The sequence below is a fragment of the Ewingella sp. S1.OA.A_B6 genome, assembly GCF_049889095.1.
GTDB lineage: Bacteria > Pseudomonadota > Gammaproteobacteria > Enterobacterales > Enterobacteriaceae > Ewingella.
In genome coordinates, this window is the sequence record NZ_JBLJFK010000001.1 from 477,658 (window position 1) to 492,682 (window position 15,025).

General features: G+C 48.3%; 16 protein-coding genes. 10 read left to right on the forward strand and 6 right to left on the reverse strand.

Going from position 1 to position 15,025, the window contains the following annotated elements; all coding sequences use genetic code 11:
* Nucleotides 1-363: 363 nt before the first annotated feature.
* The 4 genes from deoR (at nt 364) to ACMV8I_RS02230 (ending at nt 2,582) form a co-directional block, all read left to right on the forward strand.
* Nucleotides 364-1,128: a DNA-binding transcriptional repressor DeoR gene (gene deoR / locus ACMV8I_RS02215; protein ID WP_498863584.1), complete on the forward strand. Its 765-nt coding sequence runs from the start codon at nt 364-366 to the stop codon at nt 1,126-1,128.
* A gap of 198 nt (nt 1,129-1,326) precedes the next feature.
* Nucleotides 1,327-1,833, forward strand: a complete 507-nt coding sequence (locus ACMV8I_RS02220; protein ID WP_498863585.1) for a YlaC family protein — start codon at nt 1,327-1,329, stop codon at nt 1,831-1,833.
* 122 nt (nt 1,834-1,955) lie between these two features.
* A complete protein-coding gene (locus ACMV8I_RS02225; RefSeq protein WP_498863586.1) occupies nt 1,956-2,267 on the forward strand; it encodes a hypothetical protein in 312 nt (103 codons plus the stop codon).
* 54 nt (nt 2,268-2,321) lie between these two features.
* A complete protein-coding gene (locus ACMV8I_RS02230) occupies nt 2,322-2,582 on the forward strand; it encodes a hypothetical protein (protein ID WP_498863587.1) in 261 nt (86 codons plus the stop codon).
* 53 nt (nt 2,583-2,635) lie between these two features.
* On the opposite strand, the gene ACMV8I_RS02235 is transcribed toward ACMV8I_RS02230, so the two are convergent.
* Nucleotides 2,636-2,848, reverse strand: a complete 213-nt coding sequence (locus tag ACMV8I_RS02235) for a YccJ family protein (protein ID WP_498863588.1) — start codon at nt 2,846-2,848, stop codon at nt 2,636-2,638.
* Between the two features lie 227 nt (nt 2,849-3,075).
* Between ACMV8I_RS02235 and ACMV8I_RS02240 the strand changes: the two genes are divergently transcribed.
* On the forward strand, nt 3,076-3,207 hold the full coding sequence (locus tag ACMV8I_RS02240; protein WP_277752555.1) for a hypothetical protein: 132 nt from the start codon (nt 3,076-3,078) through the stop codon (nt 3,205-3,207).
* 262 nt (nt 3,208-3,469) lie between these two features.
* Nucleotides 3,470-3,811, forward strand: coding sequence for a DUF2502 domain-containing protein (locus ACMV8I_RS02245; protein WP_498863589.1), 342 nt, complete (start codon nt 3,470-3,472; stop codon nt 3,809-3,811).
* 151 nt (nt 3,812-3,962) lie between these two features.
* On the opposite strand, the gene mdoC is transcribed toward ACMV8I_RS02245, so the two are convergent.
* Nucleotides 3,963-5,126 (reverse strand): glucans biosynthesis protein MdoC, encoded by a 1,164-nt coding sequence (gene mdoC / locus ACMV8I_RS02250; RefSeq protein ID WP_498863590.1) that lies wholly within the window; start codon nt 5,124-5,126, stop codon nt 3,963-3,965.
* Nucleotides 5,127-5,484: 358 nt separating this feature from the next.
* Here mdoC and ACMV8I_RS02255 point away from each other — a divergent pair, with 358 nt between their 5' ends.
* The 3 genes from ACMV8I_RS02255 to ACMV8I_RS02265 all read left to right on the forward strand — a co-directional run bounded on the left by ACMV8I_RS02255 (nt 5,485) and on the right by ACMV8I_RS02265 (nt 9,942).
* On the forward strand, nt 5,485-7,020 hold the full coding sequence (locus ACMV8I_RS02255; protein WP_498863591.1) for a glucan biosynthesis protein G: 1,536 nt from the start codon (nt 5,485-5,487) through the stop codon (nt 7,018-7,020).
* Nucleotides 7,013-9,607: a glucans biosynthesis glucosyltransferase MdoH gene (gene mdoH / locus ACMV8I_RS02260; protein ID WP_498863592.1), complete on the forward strand. Its 2,595-nt coding sequence runs from the start codon at nt 7,013-7,015 to the stop codon at nt 9,605-9,607. The genes ACMV8I_RS02255 and mdoH overlap by 8 nt, the downstream gene beginning before the upstream one ends.
* Nucleotides 9,608-9,696: 89 nt before the next feature.
* Nucleotides 9,697-9,942: a YceK/YidQ family lipoprotein gene (locus ACMV8I_RS02265; protein ID WP_498863593.1), complete on the forward strand. Its 246-nt coding sequence runs from the start codon at nt 9,697-9,699 to the stop codon at nt 9,940-9,942.
* A gap of 16 nt (nt 9,943-9,958) precedes the next feature.
* On the opposite strand, the gene ACMV8I_RS02270 is transcribed toward ACMV8I_RS02265, so the two are convergent.
* Nucleotides 9,959-10,366 carry a MysB family protein gene (locus tag ACMV8I_RS02270; RefSeq protein ID WP_498863594.1) on the reverse strand — a complete coding sequence of 136 codons (408 nt, stop codon included), beginning with the start codon at nt 10,364-10,366 and terminating at the stop codon, nt 9,959-9,961.
* A 221-nt stretch (nt 10,367-10,587) separates the two neighbouring features.
* On the opposite strand from ACMV8I_RS02270, the gene ACMV8I_RS02275 reads away from it, so the two are divergent.
* Nucleotides 10,588-10,986, forward strand: a complete 399-nt coding sequence (locus tag ACMV8I_RS02275) for a VOC family protein (RefSeq protein ID WP_498863595.1) — start codon at nt 10,588-10,590, stop codon at nt 10,984-10,986.
* Nucleotides 10,987-10,992: 6 nt separating this feature from the next.
* On the opposite strand, the gene mdtG is transcribed toward ACMV8I_RS02275, so the two are convergent.
* The 3 genes from mdtG to ACMV8I_RS02290 form a co-directional block, all read right to left on the reverse strand.
* The gene (gene mdtG, locus ACMV8I_RS02280; RefSeq protein WP_498863596.1) at nt 10,993-12,231 is read right to left on the reverse strand and encodes a multidrug efflux MFS transporter MdtG; all 1,239 of its coding nucleotides are present in this window, start codon (nt 12,229-12,231) and stop codon (nt 10,993-10,995) included.
* Nucleotides 12,232-12,524: 293 nt separating this feature from the next.
* The gene (locus ACMV8I_RS02285) at nt 12,525-13,457 is read right to left on the reverse strand and encodes a Kdo(2)-lipid IV(A) acyltransferase (protein ID WP_498863597.1); all 933 of its coding nucleotides are present in this window, start codon (nt 13,455-13,457) and stop codon (nt 12,525-12,527) included.
* Nucleotides 13,458-13,873: 416 nt separating this feature from the next.
* On the reverse strand, nt 13,874-14,971 hold the full coding sequence (locus tag ACMV8I_RS02290; RefSeq protein WP_498863598.1) for an NADH:flavin oxidoreductase/NADH oxidase: 1,098 nt from the start codon (nt 14,969-14,971) through the stop codon (nt 13,874-13,876).
* Nucleotides 14,972-15,025: the final 54 nt, after the last annotated feature.

Genomic DNA, 15,025 nt, shown 5'->3' on the forward strand with positions numbered 1-15,025 from the left:
CCAATCACTTAGTGATAATTTTTTTATTAGTGGATTTTAAGCCCAACAAGGTGTAAGCGATTTATAAAAGTAGGTTACGAACCGCGACTTAGCCGTTCTTTAGGGGGTCTATAACGCCGGTTTTTTTTTACAGACTAATGCTTTTGTCATGATGTTGCGCTGTTCATCACTGGTGTTGGATGCATTAGACTTAAAATATTCACACAAACTGATGGATCACCTGATTCGCATGACACCCGATTATCTATCAACGCATGCCCGATTATCTATCAATATATAATTGTTCCGCCCGTCGGTTTGCTGGCCCTACAATGCGCAGGGTATAGTGGCCGATAGCCTTTGAAACTGAATAAAGACATCATTATGGAAAATAAGCGCGAAGACCGGATCCAACGTCTTTTAATGGCGTTGAAGAAAGCCGATAAAATCCATCTAAAAGAAGCTGCGCTGTTGCTCAATGTGTCCGAAATGACCATCCGGCGCGATTTAAACGCTGCGCCGTCAGCGGTGATCCTGCTCGGTGGATATATCGTGATCGATCCTAGAAGCAGCCCGGCAACACACTATTTTGTCAGTGAACAAAAAATGCGTCAGGTAGAAGAAAAGCGACGCCTGGCGAGACTGGCCGCCAACCTGGTGGAAGATGATGACACGGTGTTTTTCGATTGCGGTACGACAACCCCTTACATTATTGAAAGCATTCCGGATGAACGGATTTTTACGGCCATTTGTTATTCGTTGAACACTTTCCTGGCTTTACAGGAAAAGCCTCACTGTGAGGTGATTTTATGTGGGGGAGCATTTAAATCCAGTAACAGCATTTTTACTCCGATTGGCCGCAGTAATGAGCTTGATTATATTCGTCCCAATAAAGCTTTTATCTCAGCCGCAGGCGTGAGCATTCAGTACGGCGTGAGCTGTTTTAATTTCGAAGAGTTACTGATGAAGCATCAGGCGATGGAAAGAACAAAACAAAATATCCTGGTGGCAGATAGCAGTAAATTTGAACAGGTAAGACCTGCTGCTATCGCACCTTTGGCTCGTTTTAACACGTTGGTTACTGACGTGCAGCCCACCCGGGCATATGTCGATTTTTGCCGTCAGTCGGATATCAACCTGCTGACTTGAACGGGCTGCTATCATTAACGTCATAAGATTCTCATTAGTCGATATCAGCGAATGAAATTCTTTATAAAAAAGAAAACGGCTTTAGCTATAACAGTTTCCACCACAACTGCCGTCAACTGCTCTACGCACTATAACAGTGACCATGATAAAATCTTGCTATCAAATTGAGAATAATCGTATCTGTCGTGAGAGGTTGAGATGGACGTAATCAAAAATATATTAAATAGCGACATTGAGCGGATTAACCGTCTTGAAGGTCGTGACGGTAAACCGCGGATCAATAGCGAGTTTTTTGTGAACCATCCTTGGTTGTGTTTCGCTATGCTGGCAGGCTACATTCTGGTGGCAGTTGTCATGTATATGTCCCCCTACATGGGCGTGTGGTGGTTTGTCGGTTTCACTGCTTTTCTGCTGTTTATGTCAGTTATGTTGTTGCTGGAGATCAAACCCACTTACCGCTACGAAGACATTGGCGTGCTGGACCTGCGCGTTTGCTATAACGGTGAATGGTACTTTAGCCGCGAAATTTCTGATGAGGCCGTAGCGCAGTTACTGAGTTCAGAAGAAGTCAGTCCGCGGATTAAAAACCGTATCCAGGCGATTGTGCGTAATAAAGGCTCAATTGATTTCTATGACGTTTACGATGTTGCCCGCCAGGACAAGCTATTGAACTACACACTTGACAGTGTGCAGGTTGCACATTAATACCCCGTTTGACTTTTTTCCTGGTAATGACGTTACTGCTGCGCTTCTGATAAACTGAAATATTCGGCTGGCGAACGTGATAATGCCGCCGTAAGAAACAACCGCTCAGAACGGGGGCCGCAGTGGAACGTATCAAACTCACTATTCATCATCTATACAAACTTCCTTCTGATTCAACCCTAGCTTCTGCCTGTGAAAAACAGGATACAACGGCCACTGCGCGTATTTACGCGGGTGATACTCTGTTGCTAATTGAAACCATGCAAGGTCAGGCGAATCATTTTGAGCGTTTTATCCCGTTTGAACATCTGCATGAATCTTGCCCCGAAGGCCAGGCGTTACGGGTGGAGTGGGAGTGTGATGGCAGCACTGAAATGTCGGTATCACGTGTCGAAATGTGCCCTTGTTGTGGCTCTGAGGGGCTGCATGGGTGAGTTATGCAGCGATGGCTGGTAGAATAGCCGTGATCGGCAATTAAAGGGGGAATGATGACGTTTATCAACAATGAATTTGAATACCGTAACTGGATCATGGAAGAAATTTTTCAGGTCAGTGCGGTGTCCGAAAGCACTGAATTTGTCGATCAGGAAGTTGACGATTTTATCTTTGATGCACGTCCACTTTCATATCCTTGTATTGCAGTGATGATCCAGACGCCGGGGCAACCAGGCGTTTGTGAACCGCGCTTTGTCTACAAAGAGCAGGTTTTTGAGTGGGCGCATCAGATGGGGTTTGGTTTCAACAGCTAATTTAGCCCGGTTTCAACCCTGAGCGTGCAACCCAGGGTTTGGTGTATCCGTTTTTAGACATTTTTGCGGTCTATCTTTTCTTCTCCCCAGAACAAATGATCTTCATGGGTTTTAGCGAATGCGAGCGGAAGAACTTCATCATTACCTTCTTCCCAAATCTGTTGTGCCAGCGCTTCATCATTCCCGGCCAGTTCAAAAATAGCTTCCGCAATTTCATGCGACGTTTCACGCGTATCGGCCCAAGCCTGTATGTTTGACGTTGTCATCTCATTCTCCCTTTGTTCAATTATTCAGAATATTGATCTCTTTAACTATGGTCGCTGACCGTGTGGGGTGCAAATCCAGGCGGCGTAAAAGTGTGCGACATGATGGTTTTTTTAGGCACAGCCACTACATATAGTGACAAAATGTGCCCGGCAAAGGATTAAAAAGAGCTGCGGTCCTGTCACTGGTTTATAATGTCCTCAGCGTTTGATAATTTAAGGTGAAGAGAATGAGTGACGATATTTTTGATTTTGATATAGATGCTGCACTGGAAAAAGCGGAAGAGAAAGCTGCCGAGAAGGCCTCTGCCGTGCCTGACGTGGTTCAGGATGAAAGTGACTGTGAAGGCTGCAAAATCTAACGTGTCCTGAAGTCTGTAATAATGCGCTTTACGCTTTAAAAAAAGAAACCGCTCCGGCGGTTTTTTCATGTCAGCAATATTACGCGTTAACAACAAATTTCCCTTTGTTGTTAACGCGTTGCCTTCTTCATCAATGTATGTCTATTTCGACGCATTTGTAAAGAGAGCGTGAGGTCTGAGTAAATGGGATAAATTCCTATAGAACAGTAAGATACCCGGCAGTACCTTGGCATCACCTGATAAGCAGGTCGTGAGGTATTTTATGAAAAAATTAATTTTAGCTCTCGCTGTTATGCTGAGTTTACCAGCCGTAGCTCAGGCGAATGTCGAGATAGGCGTGAACGTCCCCGGCCTCTCCGTGCATGTCGGTGATCGCGATCCACGCGGGTATTATTGGGATGGGGGGGGCTGGCGTGAACCGGGCTGGTGGAATCATCATTACCGTGATGAAGGTCGCGGACATTGGGTCTATTACGAACCGGAGCCACCACCGCCACGATACTGGCATCACGACCACTATTGGCGTGAAGGTCCTCCTCCGCCGCGCTGGCATGAAGGGCCGCCTCCAGGATGGCGTGAAGGCCCGCCTCCGGGACGTTGGTAATACCGTTGAGAATTTGAGAACAGGGTAGGCGGTGACAATGCCGGTGGCATCTTTAACGTCTATTCTGTTCTTCTTAATATAAAAGAAAAGGCGACCAGAATAGAATTCGTGGTCGCCTTTTCTTTGGGGTAAAAACTGTGTTATGTGGTTGCTATGAGGGCTGGCTCTGTGTTTTCACTCTTGCCTCTTGAGGTTTACCAGAGAACAGGAAACGCAGAACGGGGATGCGTTTGTGGATCTCATACAATATGAAGGCAATCCCGAACACGAACACCAGGCCTACCAGGAAACCGACCCAGTCATTGTGAATGCGTGGGGTAATAAAAGCCCCATAAATTAGCGTCAATGGATGGTGGACCAGATAGATGAACAGGGAGGAATTCACCAGATAGGTGATCCATGGCGACTGGAAATTCAGCACGTAATGGCTGAAAGAGAAGACGACATTGACCATCAGAATACCCAGCAGCGAGGTGATTATCGCATCAAGTTCCATCGAGTAAAGTTGTGGCGTATTGATATGCTGATTGATCATGTAGGCGAGAAACAGGAACAAACTGGTGATGCCAGCCCACACTGAAGGCTTGATGAAAAGTTCTTTTAACCAAGCAAATTTGTAGGCAAACGCGCCGATCACAAAAAATGGCAAGTAGAACAGGGTCTGCATAACCACAAAATTAAATGCACCATTGGATAACAGTTCTGGTGCGAAAATATAAATCGCGCGGTTAAAAGTGGCATAAATTAAGCCGATAAATAAAAATATAATTGAGAGTTTTCCTAATGAATTAGTTCGGCTCTTAATAAAGTTAATGCGATTAATCTTAATTTCTTTGATTAATTTGAATAAATAAAAACAGATGCTGGTCAGGATCACTAAGGTCAACAGGAACCATAAGTGTGAAACCATTTCCCATACTGTGACGTTGATTTTCTGATAGAGACCGAGAGTATCCCAGTTGGAAAACTTGTCGGTAAACTTCATCAGAAAGTAGAGCTGCGGCAACGTGATCAACGGGAAAGCCGCAGCCAACGGGATTGCTACGCGCTCAAGGCGTACCTTCAACCACTGCTGTGGGTCATAGCGCTCGTACAGCATGTAGGAGAAGTAGCCGGATATCACGAAGAATACCTGCATACGGAAAGCATGGATTATATCATTGAAAATCGTCAGACCATGGGAGGGCACAGCACTGTTTACAGCCCAAACGTGGCTTGAGTAAATTAATGATATATGAAATGGAATACCGAGCAGCATCAAATAGGCTCGGATAGAGTCCAAAAAGAACTCACGTTGATTTTTTTGTGGTTTCATTACGTATCCGTTGTATCAAGCTTATCCTGATTTTAGTGCCTAAATTGCTAACAGGGTAATAATGTGTGGTAAGTAAAAATGTTCATTGCTTACGTTAACTTAATTTATCTGCTGTGAAGCTACAATGTTATGAGACTCTTTATAGTTATGGAACTCTTTATAGGACAAGTTTCCATAGCCGGAGTTTCAACGAATTGATATCCTTGTACCGTTGTGTGCTTAAACGGTTCATCAACGGGATGAACCATCAGTTTCTCATGTTGTCGGAAACCTGACTGTTCCTTTAAAATAAAATGATGAGTTTAGCGCACGTAAAGGAGTGGATGTGTCGGGTAAAATTTTTTCCAAAGGACCACGTATGACTAAAGTCCGTTTGCTGAGTGCCGCAGTGTTGATGTCTTTGATCTCTTCATCTGCCTGGGCTTTTTCTATTGATGATGTTGCCAAACAAGCTAAGACGTTAGCCGATAAAGGCTATGAAGCGCCGAAAAGCAACCTTCCATCCCAACTTCGCGATCTCAAATTCGCGGACTACCAACAAATTCAATTCAATCATGACAAAGCGTATTGGGGCAACCTGAATACGCCTTTCAAGCTTGAGTTCTATCATCAGGGCATGTACTTCGACACGCCGGTGAAAATCAATGAAGTGACGGCTAATGCTGTCAAAGAAATCAAATATAGCCCGGACTATTTTAATTTTGGCAACGTGAAGCACGATGCTGATACGGTCAAAAACCTTGGTTTTGCTGGTTTTAAAGTGCTTTATCCAATTAATAAAGCTGATAAAAACGATGAAATCATGAGTGTGCTGGGTGCCAGTTACTTCCGTGTGATTGGCAAAGGTCAGGTCTATGGCCTGTCTGCCCGTGGCCTTGCTATTGACACTGCACTTGCCTCTGGCGAGGAGTTCCCGCGTTTCCGCGAATTCTGGATTGAACGTCCGAATCCGGATGAAAAGCATCTGGTAATTTACGCGTTGCTTGATTCTCCGCGCGCGACGGGCGCTTATCGCCTGGATGTTTATCCGGGTAAAGAAGCAACTGTTGACGTGCAGTCTAAAGTCTATCTGCGCGACAAAGTGGGTAAGTTGGGCATTGCACCGCTCACCAGCATGTACTTGTTTGGCGCTAACCAGCCGTCTCCGGTAATGAATTATCGCCCGGCGCTGCATGACTCTAACGGCCTATCTATGCAAGCCGGCAACGGTGAGTGGATCTGGCGTCCGCTGAACAATCCTAAACATCTCGCTGTCAGCCAGTTCACCATGGAAAATCCGAAAGGCTTTGGTTTGCTGCAACGTGGCCGTGAGTTCTCTAACTTCGAAGATCTCGACGACCGCTATGACCTGCGTCCAAGTGGTTGGGTCGAAACCAAAGGCGACTGGGGCAAAGGCAAAATTGAGCTGGTGGAAATTCCTACCGCTGATGAGACTAACGACAATATCGTTGCTTTCTGGACGCCTGAAAAGTTGCCAGACGTCGGTAAGTCTCTTGACCTGAATTACCGTCTGCACTTCAGCCGTGATGAAGAAAAACTGCATTCTCCTGATCTGGCATGGGTACAGCGTACTATGCGCTCCACCGGTGATGTGAAGCAGTCAAATCTGACCCGTGAAGCTGATGGCAGCGTGGCATTCCTGGTCGATTTTGTCGGTACGAATTTGAAAGCCCTGAAAAGTGACACCCCGGTGGCCTCTCAGGTCAGCATCGGTGACAACGGAGAACTGGTTGAAAACACTGTCCGCTATAATCCTGTAACCAAAGGCTGGCGTCTGACGCTACGTCTGAAAGTGAAGGATCCTAAGAAGGCGATCGAAATGCGCGCTTCTTTGGTCAATGGCGAAAAAACACTGAGTGAAACCTGGAGCTATCAGCTGCCTGCCAATGAATAAGTCAACGCATTCTACTCAAGATTACGTGAAGGCTTTGCCGCTTCCTGAAGAACAGAAAGCGGCTCTCACTCAGCAGCTCCCTTCTGCTGAAGGTGAGGCCTTTGCTACCGTACACCGCCGTTTAGGTGGTGCTTCAATGCAAACCAGCGATATTGCTGATCTCGATGCACCGCTGCTTTCTGTACAAGCTCGCCTGGCCGCCAGTTGGCCTGATGCGATGGAAAATGACAATTTGTCCAATGTGGACAACGAAGGCCGTGCCATCGTCAGTGCTATGCCGCCTATTAAGCGTTCCAGCATGTTCCCTGATGTCTGGCGCACGAACCCGGTAGGCCGCTTCTGGGACACCATGATGGGGCGTGGCGCGGTTGCCCGTCGTTACAGCTCATCGGATATGCCGGAGTCAGAGAAAAGATGGCGTCATGCCGGTTCGATGCGTCGTTATACCTTGTTGATCCTGATGTTGGTACAAACGGCGATCGCGACCTGGTATATGAAAACTATCCTGCCGTATCAGGGATGGGCGCTAATCGATCCTGCCGATATGTTCAATCAGGATTGGTTACAGTCCGTGCTGCAACTGCTGCCATATGTCTTACAGACCTGCATACTGGTGCTGTTTGCGATCCTGTTCTGTTGGGTTTCCGCCGGGTTCTGGACGGCACTGATGGGGTTTTTACAACTGCTCATCGGGCGGGATAAATACAGCATTACGGCCTCAACAACTGGCCTTGAACCGCTGAACCCGAATAACCGCACCGCGCTTATCATGCCGATTTGTAATGAGGATGTGGAACGCGTATTTGCGGGTCTGCGGGCGACTTATGAATCTGTTAAAGCCACCGGCGACCTCGAACAATTTGATATTTACGTTCTAAGCGACAGCTACGATCCGGACATCTGCGTGGCAGAACAAAAAGCCTGGATGGAAGTTTGTCGTGATGTTGAGGGACATGGGCGTATTTTCTACCGTCGCCGACGTCGTCGCGTGAAACGCAAAAGTGGCAACATTGATGACTGGTGCCGTCGCTGGGGCGGAGAATACGCCTACATGGTTATTCTGGATGCCGACAGCGTCATGAGCGGTGAATGCCTTACCGGTCTGTCACGTCTGATGGATGCCAACCCAAACGCCGGTATTATTCAATCTGCACCAAAAGCGTCAGGGATGGATACGCTGTATGCGCGCTGCCAACAATTTGCTACCCGGGTTTACGGTCCATTGTTTACTGCCGGTCTGCACTTCTGGCAACTGGGTGAATCACACTATTGGGGGCATAACGCCATCATTCGTGTGAAACCGTTCATCGAACACTGTGCGTTGGCACCCTTGCCGGGTGAAGGCTCATTTGCTGGTTCCATTATGTCACATGACTTTGTGGAAGCTGCGCTGATGCGTCGTGCCGGTTGGGGCGTTTGGATAGCTTATGACCTGCCGGGCAGTTACGAAGAGTTACCGCCGAATCTGCTTGACGAGTTGAAACGCGACCGTCGCTGGTGTCACGGTAACCTGATGAACTTCCGGTTGTTTCTGGTCAAAGGCATGCACCCGGTTCACCGTGCGGTGTTCCTGACCGGCGTTATGTCCTATCTGTCGGCGCCGCTGTGGTTTATGTTCCTGGCCTTATCCACGGCGCTCCAGGTGGTCCATACCCTGATGGAGCCTCAGTACTTTCTGCAACCACGGCAGTTGTTCCCGGTTTGGCCACAGTGGCGGCCTGAGTTGGCTATTGCACTGTTCTCAACCACGTTGATACTGCTGTTCCTGCCTAAACTCCTCAGTATCGTGCTGATCTGTGCGAAAGGTGCGAAAGAGTACGGCGGTAGTATTCGCCTGTTCCTGTCGATGCTGCTGGAAATGTTGTTCTCTGTTCTGCTTGCACCGGTGCGAATGCTATTCCATACCGTTTTCGTGGTCAGTGCTTTTCTAGGTTGGGAAGTTGTCTGGAATTCTCCGCAGCGTGACGATGATGACACTCCTTGGGGAGAAGCCTTTAAGCGTCATGGTTCGCAATTGCTGTTAGGCGCAGTGTGGGCCGGCGGAATGGCTTGGTTGGATCTGCGTTTCTTGTGGTGGTTGTCACCGATCGTTTTCTCACTGATTCTTTCACCGTTTGTATCCGTGCTGTCGAGCCGTGCAACGCTGGGGATCAAGAGCAAAAGGGCCAAACTTTTCCTGATACCAGAAGAGTACAACCCGCCGCGTGAACTGGTGGCGACAGAGGAATACCTCAAACTTAACCGTTCCCGTTTGCTGAAAAATGGCTTCATGCACGCGGTCTTTGACCCAAGTTTCAACGCATTGGCAACCGGTATGGCGACATCACGCCATCTGCAGCGCGATAGCGTAGAAAATGGTCGTAAGCAACGCCTTGAGCAGGCATTCAAAACCGGTCCTAAGGCATTGGGCAAAGCAGACCGCCTGATTCTGCTCAGTGATCCGGTATTAATGGCGCGTCTGCACTCCGCTGTCTGGACTCAGCCAGACCAGCACGCCTGGAGCGCGTATTACAGTGAACTACCGCGTAACGTTCAGGCATTCCCTGAAACGCAAACGCTGGAAATGAAACCCGCGTTAAACGGGTAAAGCGAGTAAACTGAATTACGCGAAATAAAATAGTGGGCAGTATGCTAAGCATGCTGCCCTTTTTATCGGCTTAAACGGGTAGGCGAGAAGTGATTAAACGTTTTATCTTGCGCGCCACAGTAGTGATAGTTGCGTCGGTAACGCTGACGGGCTGCGGCAGTATTATTAGCCGTATGGTGCCCGGTCAGGGACACGGTGATCAATACTATCCCGGCGTACAGTGGGATGTGCGGGAAGGCGCCTGGCGGTATGTGACTGTTATCGACGTGCCACTTTCCATGATTGTCGATACCTTCATGTTGCCAATCGATGCCCGCCATGGGCCATACGAGTAAGATTAAAGGTGCAGCGTCAGTCTATATCGCGGCCAGGATAGTCATCTTCGTCATCCCATTCGCTGGCAGCGGCTTGACCTTCTTCACTGTCTAGCGGCGGTTCATGTTGATATTCGCCTTCATCCCACTCATACAGCGTACTTTCTTCCAGCCACTCCTCTTCCAGCTCGCGTTTATCATAATCGTCATCAAAAATAGCTTGTGCCGCAGCGCCGCTGCGAAAAGTCAGGCTTTCAATCGACTCGCCTTCTTTAGAAAAAAATTCCGCCTGCCACATGACGTCACCGTCCTGCAAAATGTACTTTTGCAGATTAAATTGTTCAGGCACGGGTGTTTCGTCACTGTCTGTGGTGTTCTGCGCTGACTCAATAAATTCTTCGCGGGCGGCATCAACAGCTTCTTCCAGGGTTGCGTACATGCTCATCTTTTTCTCCTGAGTTGCTTTCGCCGGGCTTCCGGCTAGTGTTTAATGAAATCTTTAGTAATTAAGGGGTAACGTGACGCAGAAAAAAAGTCAGCTGACTTTTTCTCTTACTCACTAATTGTTGATGCTATGGCCAGGGATGCAAGTTTTCGACGCCCGATAGCGCATAAATTGATTAGTTTTAGCTATTTTTAAAGCTGAGTACTTACCGGGAGAAGCCTATGATTCCACGCGAAAGTGTTTTACGTATTGCTCGTCCAACCGACAATCTGCAACGTATAGCGCAGATGTATCGTGATGGGTTGGGTTTCGAATTACTGGGTGAGTTCAACGATCATTTGGGTTTTTACGGCGTGTTGATAGGCCATACGCAACATCACTATCATCTGGAATTTACCCATCATCTGGAAACAAAGGTCGGTAGGGCACCTACGCAGGATAATTTATTAGTATTCTATATGCCGGATGTGCAGGGATGGCAAAAACAGTGCGAACAAATGCAAACTGCCGGTTTTATGGAAGTAGCTTCATACAATCCCTATTGGGATCACACCGGCAAAACATTTGAAGATATCGATGGTTATCGCGTGGTGCTTGCTCAGCGTGGATGGACCCTCTGACGAGGATTAGTCGACCATTGCCTGGCGTGGCCGGCGTTGCAGACACCAGTAAGAGTAAAGGGTATTGAACAACACGACCAGCGCAGTAACGATGAATACCGTTCGGAAGCCGTAACTTGCAGATACAGCAGCGCCCAGCAGCGGGCCTGTTACATTGCCAACGTCTCGAAACGACTGGTTATAGCTGAAGACCCTGCCTGCGACCTGATTAGTGCAATTATAAATCAGCAGAGTCTGGACCGCAGGCAATAAGGCACCGTCGGCGGCACCGAGCATAAAACGCAGGATCCCGAGTTGCAGCGGGTTTTGCACAAAAGCCATGGGGATCAGTAGCAGTACCGATAAGGCGAGCATCGCGACCAGAATCCTTTCCGGCCCGATCCTGTCACCCAGTTTTCCAAGCTTCGGAGCACTCATCAGTGCGGCAACGCCGGGCACTGAGGCAATCATCCCGCTGATAAATGCCAGATTCTGTGTATTGCCTGCCAGCTCGCGTACATAGAGCGTCAGGATTGGCGCAATCGAGCCGGTCGCCACCTGAATGATCATGGTGGTAATAAATAAAAATAGCACCAGTCGGGGATTTTTCAGCGAGGCAAAAACTTGCTTGCGATTAAGCATGTCTTTTTTATGGATTGGAACAAACTGCTCGCGAATGCAATAAAGCGTCATCAGGAAGCACAAAAACAGTACGCTGGCTGTGATGAAAAATACTGGCCGCAATCCGTAACTATCAGCCAGTAACCCGCCGACCAAGGGGCCCAGCAACGCACCGCTAACGCCACCTGTAGATAGCGTACCCAGTGCCCAGCCACTCTTATTGCGGGGAATTTGGGTAGCGATCAGCGCATTGGCATTGGGAACAAAACCACCCAGTAACCCAAGCAGAGCGCGCAGGAAGAGAAACTGCCAGATATTTTGCGCAAATCCCATCAACACCATCACGATAGACATGCCCAACGCTGAACGCAGCAGCATAATTTTACGGCCTTTACGGTCAGCCAGACTGCCCCAAAAGGGTGATGCGATGGCGGAAAACAGAAACGTAATACTGAACACCAACCCGGACCACATATTCAGGGATCCATGGCCAGTAACGCCAAGAGTTTCAACATAAAGCGGTAGGAAAGGCATGATCAGACTAAACGCAGCACCGGTAAGAAAACAGCCGATCCAGGCGACGAAGAGATTACGTTTCCAATTTATTGGAGAAGGTGCTTTTTCTGGTGCAGGTTCCAACGTCATAAAATACCGATGAAAGTGGTTCATTGATTCTGAGATGCTGCTGAAAGCAGGACAGAGAAGCTTAACTATCATTTAGCTGGATAATTATGCGCCTAATAATCAGTCACATCAATGATGTTACGAAAAAGTTAACGCGAAAATAAAATACGGGTTCATTAATTTTATGCAGAGAATACCGATCAAAGGGCAAGTCAATAGAAGAGCGAAAATAGTGAGTCAAGGCTGGCGGCGTTAGGGTCATTAAGGATCCAGACTGACTGCTGCGGCATCAGCCTGGATCTTGCTTAGGCTTTCTAATCTACCGCCTTATACAACGAAGGCTCGCCTTCAGGGCGGGTCTTAAAGCGACGGTGGAGCCACATGTATTGCTCGGGTGCCAGACGAATTTCATTTTCCACCACTTTGTTCATATAGGTAGCGGCAACGACTTCATCATCCAGCGGGAAATTATCCACTGCGGGATGCAGCAATAATTCATAGCCTTTACCACCTTCAAGGCGGCGCGGTGTAAACGGAATAATCGCCGGTTTACCCATACGCGCCAACAGGTAGGTGCCAGTTGTGGTGGCGGCTTTATCCACGGCAAAGAAGGGTACAAAGACGCTGCTGCGCGGGCCGTAATCGTGGTCAGGGGCATACCAGATAATGTCACCCTGTTTCAGGCTGCGTATCATCCCTCTCAGATCTTTGCGGTCAACCATTGCCTTATTAGAACGCATGCGACCCTTAGTTTGGATCCAGTCCATTAGCTTATTATCATGTGGACGATAAACACCAACACCTGGATTATGAATGCCGAAGACACGGGCACCTAACTCGAGCGTTAGGAAATGTACGCCGATCAACAAAACACCTCGCTGCTGATCGCGGGCTTTCTGAATATGTTCCAGTCCGCTGACTTTAAACCAGCGTTCGATCCGCCGGTCTGGCCAGAACCATGCCATACCCGTTTCAAACAGGCCCATACCGACTGACTCAAAATTCTTCAGCACCAGGTGATCGCGCTGTTCACGGCTCATTGCCGGGAAGCAGAGCTCAATATTGCGCTGGGCGATATGAAGACGGCGTTTTAAAAAACGCATTGAGAAGCGACCGAGACCTGTACCCAGACGGTAAATAACCGGATAAGGCAGAAGCACAAGTAAGTAAAGCAATCCTAAGCCTATCCAGGTTAACCAGTAACGCGGATGCAGCAGGGAAAGTGTAAAGGTCGGTATCTGAGTCATAAGCTCTCTGCGTCAGTGTCGAAGTAAGAAAATATAAGCTCTGTCTTATGCAGTAGCCGCAACGGAAAAACGCCACAGCCTGACCAATATGGCCACGGTGATTCATTTCCTGAATAGGAGTAACACATTATGGCACTTTTTGGGTTTCAGGTGAAAATGAATGGCATTAGTAGCTAATTTGATCGACATCTGTGTATGAAAAGACCAGATGGTGATCTTTTTATGAGTAGATGTGCTGAAAATGGTGTTATTCAGTCCAATTAAATATCGGCAAACAGTGCTGTTTTGTCAATTATACTGGCGATTTTATTGGCCTATTTGTTTATGTTTATTATGGTGAATATGCGGAAGGTAAAGGGGTAATTGGCGCAATAAGAAGGGCAACTTTAGGTTGCCCGTTATAAGGTGTATGGAAGTTACTCAGCGGAAAATAGCCCTTTAACGTTATGAGGTTCGCTGCGCCAGTATTGTTTAGGTGCGCTGATTTTCGCACCCAGTTTTGCTGCCGCATGCCATGGCCAGCGTGGGTTATAAAGAATCCCGCGCGCCAGGGCTATCATATCAGCTTGGCCGGTGCTGATGATGCCTTCCGCCTGCTCCGGTTCGGTTATAAGGCCTACGGCGATCACCGGCATATTCACTTCCTGTTTAATCCTTTCCGCGAAGGGCACTTGATAGTTAGGGCCAACGCTGATTTCTTGCTGTGGACTTAACCCACCGCTGGAGACATGGATGTAGTCACAACCCAATTTATCCAGTGCTTTAGACAGGGCGACAGACTGCTCAAGATCCCAACCGCCATTAACCCAGTCGGTTGCTGAAATACGCACGCCAATCGGTTTGTTCGCAGGGAAGACCGCGCGCAACTCCTGGAAGATCTCCAGCAGCAGGCGCATGCGGTTTTCCAGTGAGCCACCGTACTGATCGGTGCGTTGGTTTGCGAGGGGTGACAGGAACTGGTGCAATAGATAGCCGTGCGCACTGTGCAGTTCGAGCAGATCAAAGCCCAGACGGTCGGCCCGTTTGGCAGAATCCACATAGGCTTGCTTCAATTGGGCAATCCGCTCTAACGTCATGGCTTGCGGCGCGGCGTCTGTTTCTGAAAATGGCACTACGGACGGCGCAATAGTTTGCCAGCCACCTTGTTCCGGCGTCAGTTGTTTTCCGCCTTCCCAGGGCGCCTGGCATGAGGCTTTACGGCCGGCATGCCCCAGTTGCAGTCCAAGCGGAATGCGGCTGTTATCCCGAATTGACGTCAGCAGACTTTTCATTGCGGCTTCGGTTTCATCGTCCCACAGGCCTAAATCCTGTGGCGTGATGCCGCCAATGGCTTCGACGGCGGTTGCTTCAAGGATCAACAGCCCTGCGCCGGAAAAAGAGAGTTGCCCCAGATGCGCATGGTGCCATGAGGTTGCTTTACCGTGATCCGAGGAATATTGGCACATTGGCGCGATGACAATGCGGTTAGCTAAGGTCAAATTACCCAGTGAAATTGGTTCGAAAAGCTTGCTCATAGTTTCCTCAATGCCGTTGATGAATACATGATTGTGAACAACATAATTAATGTT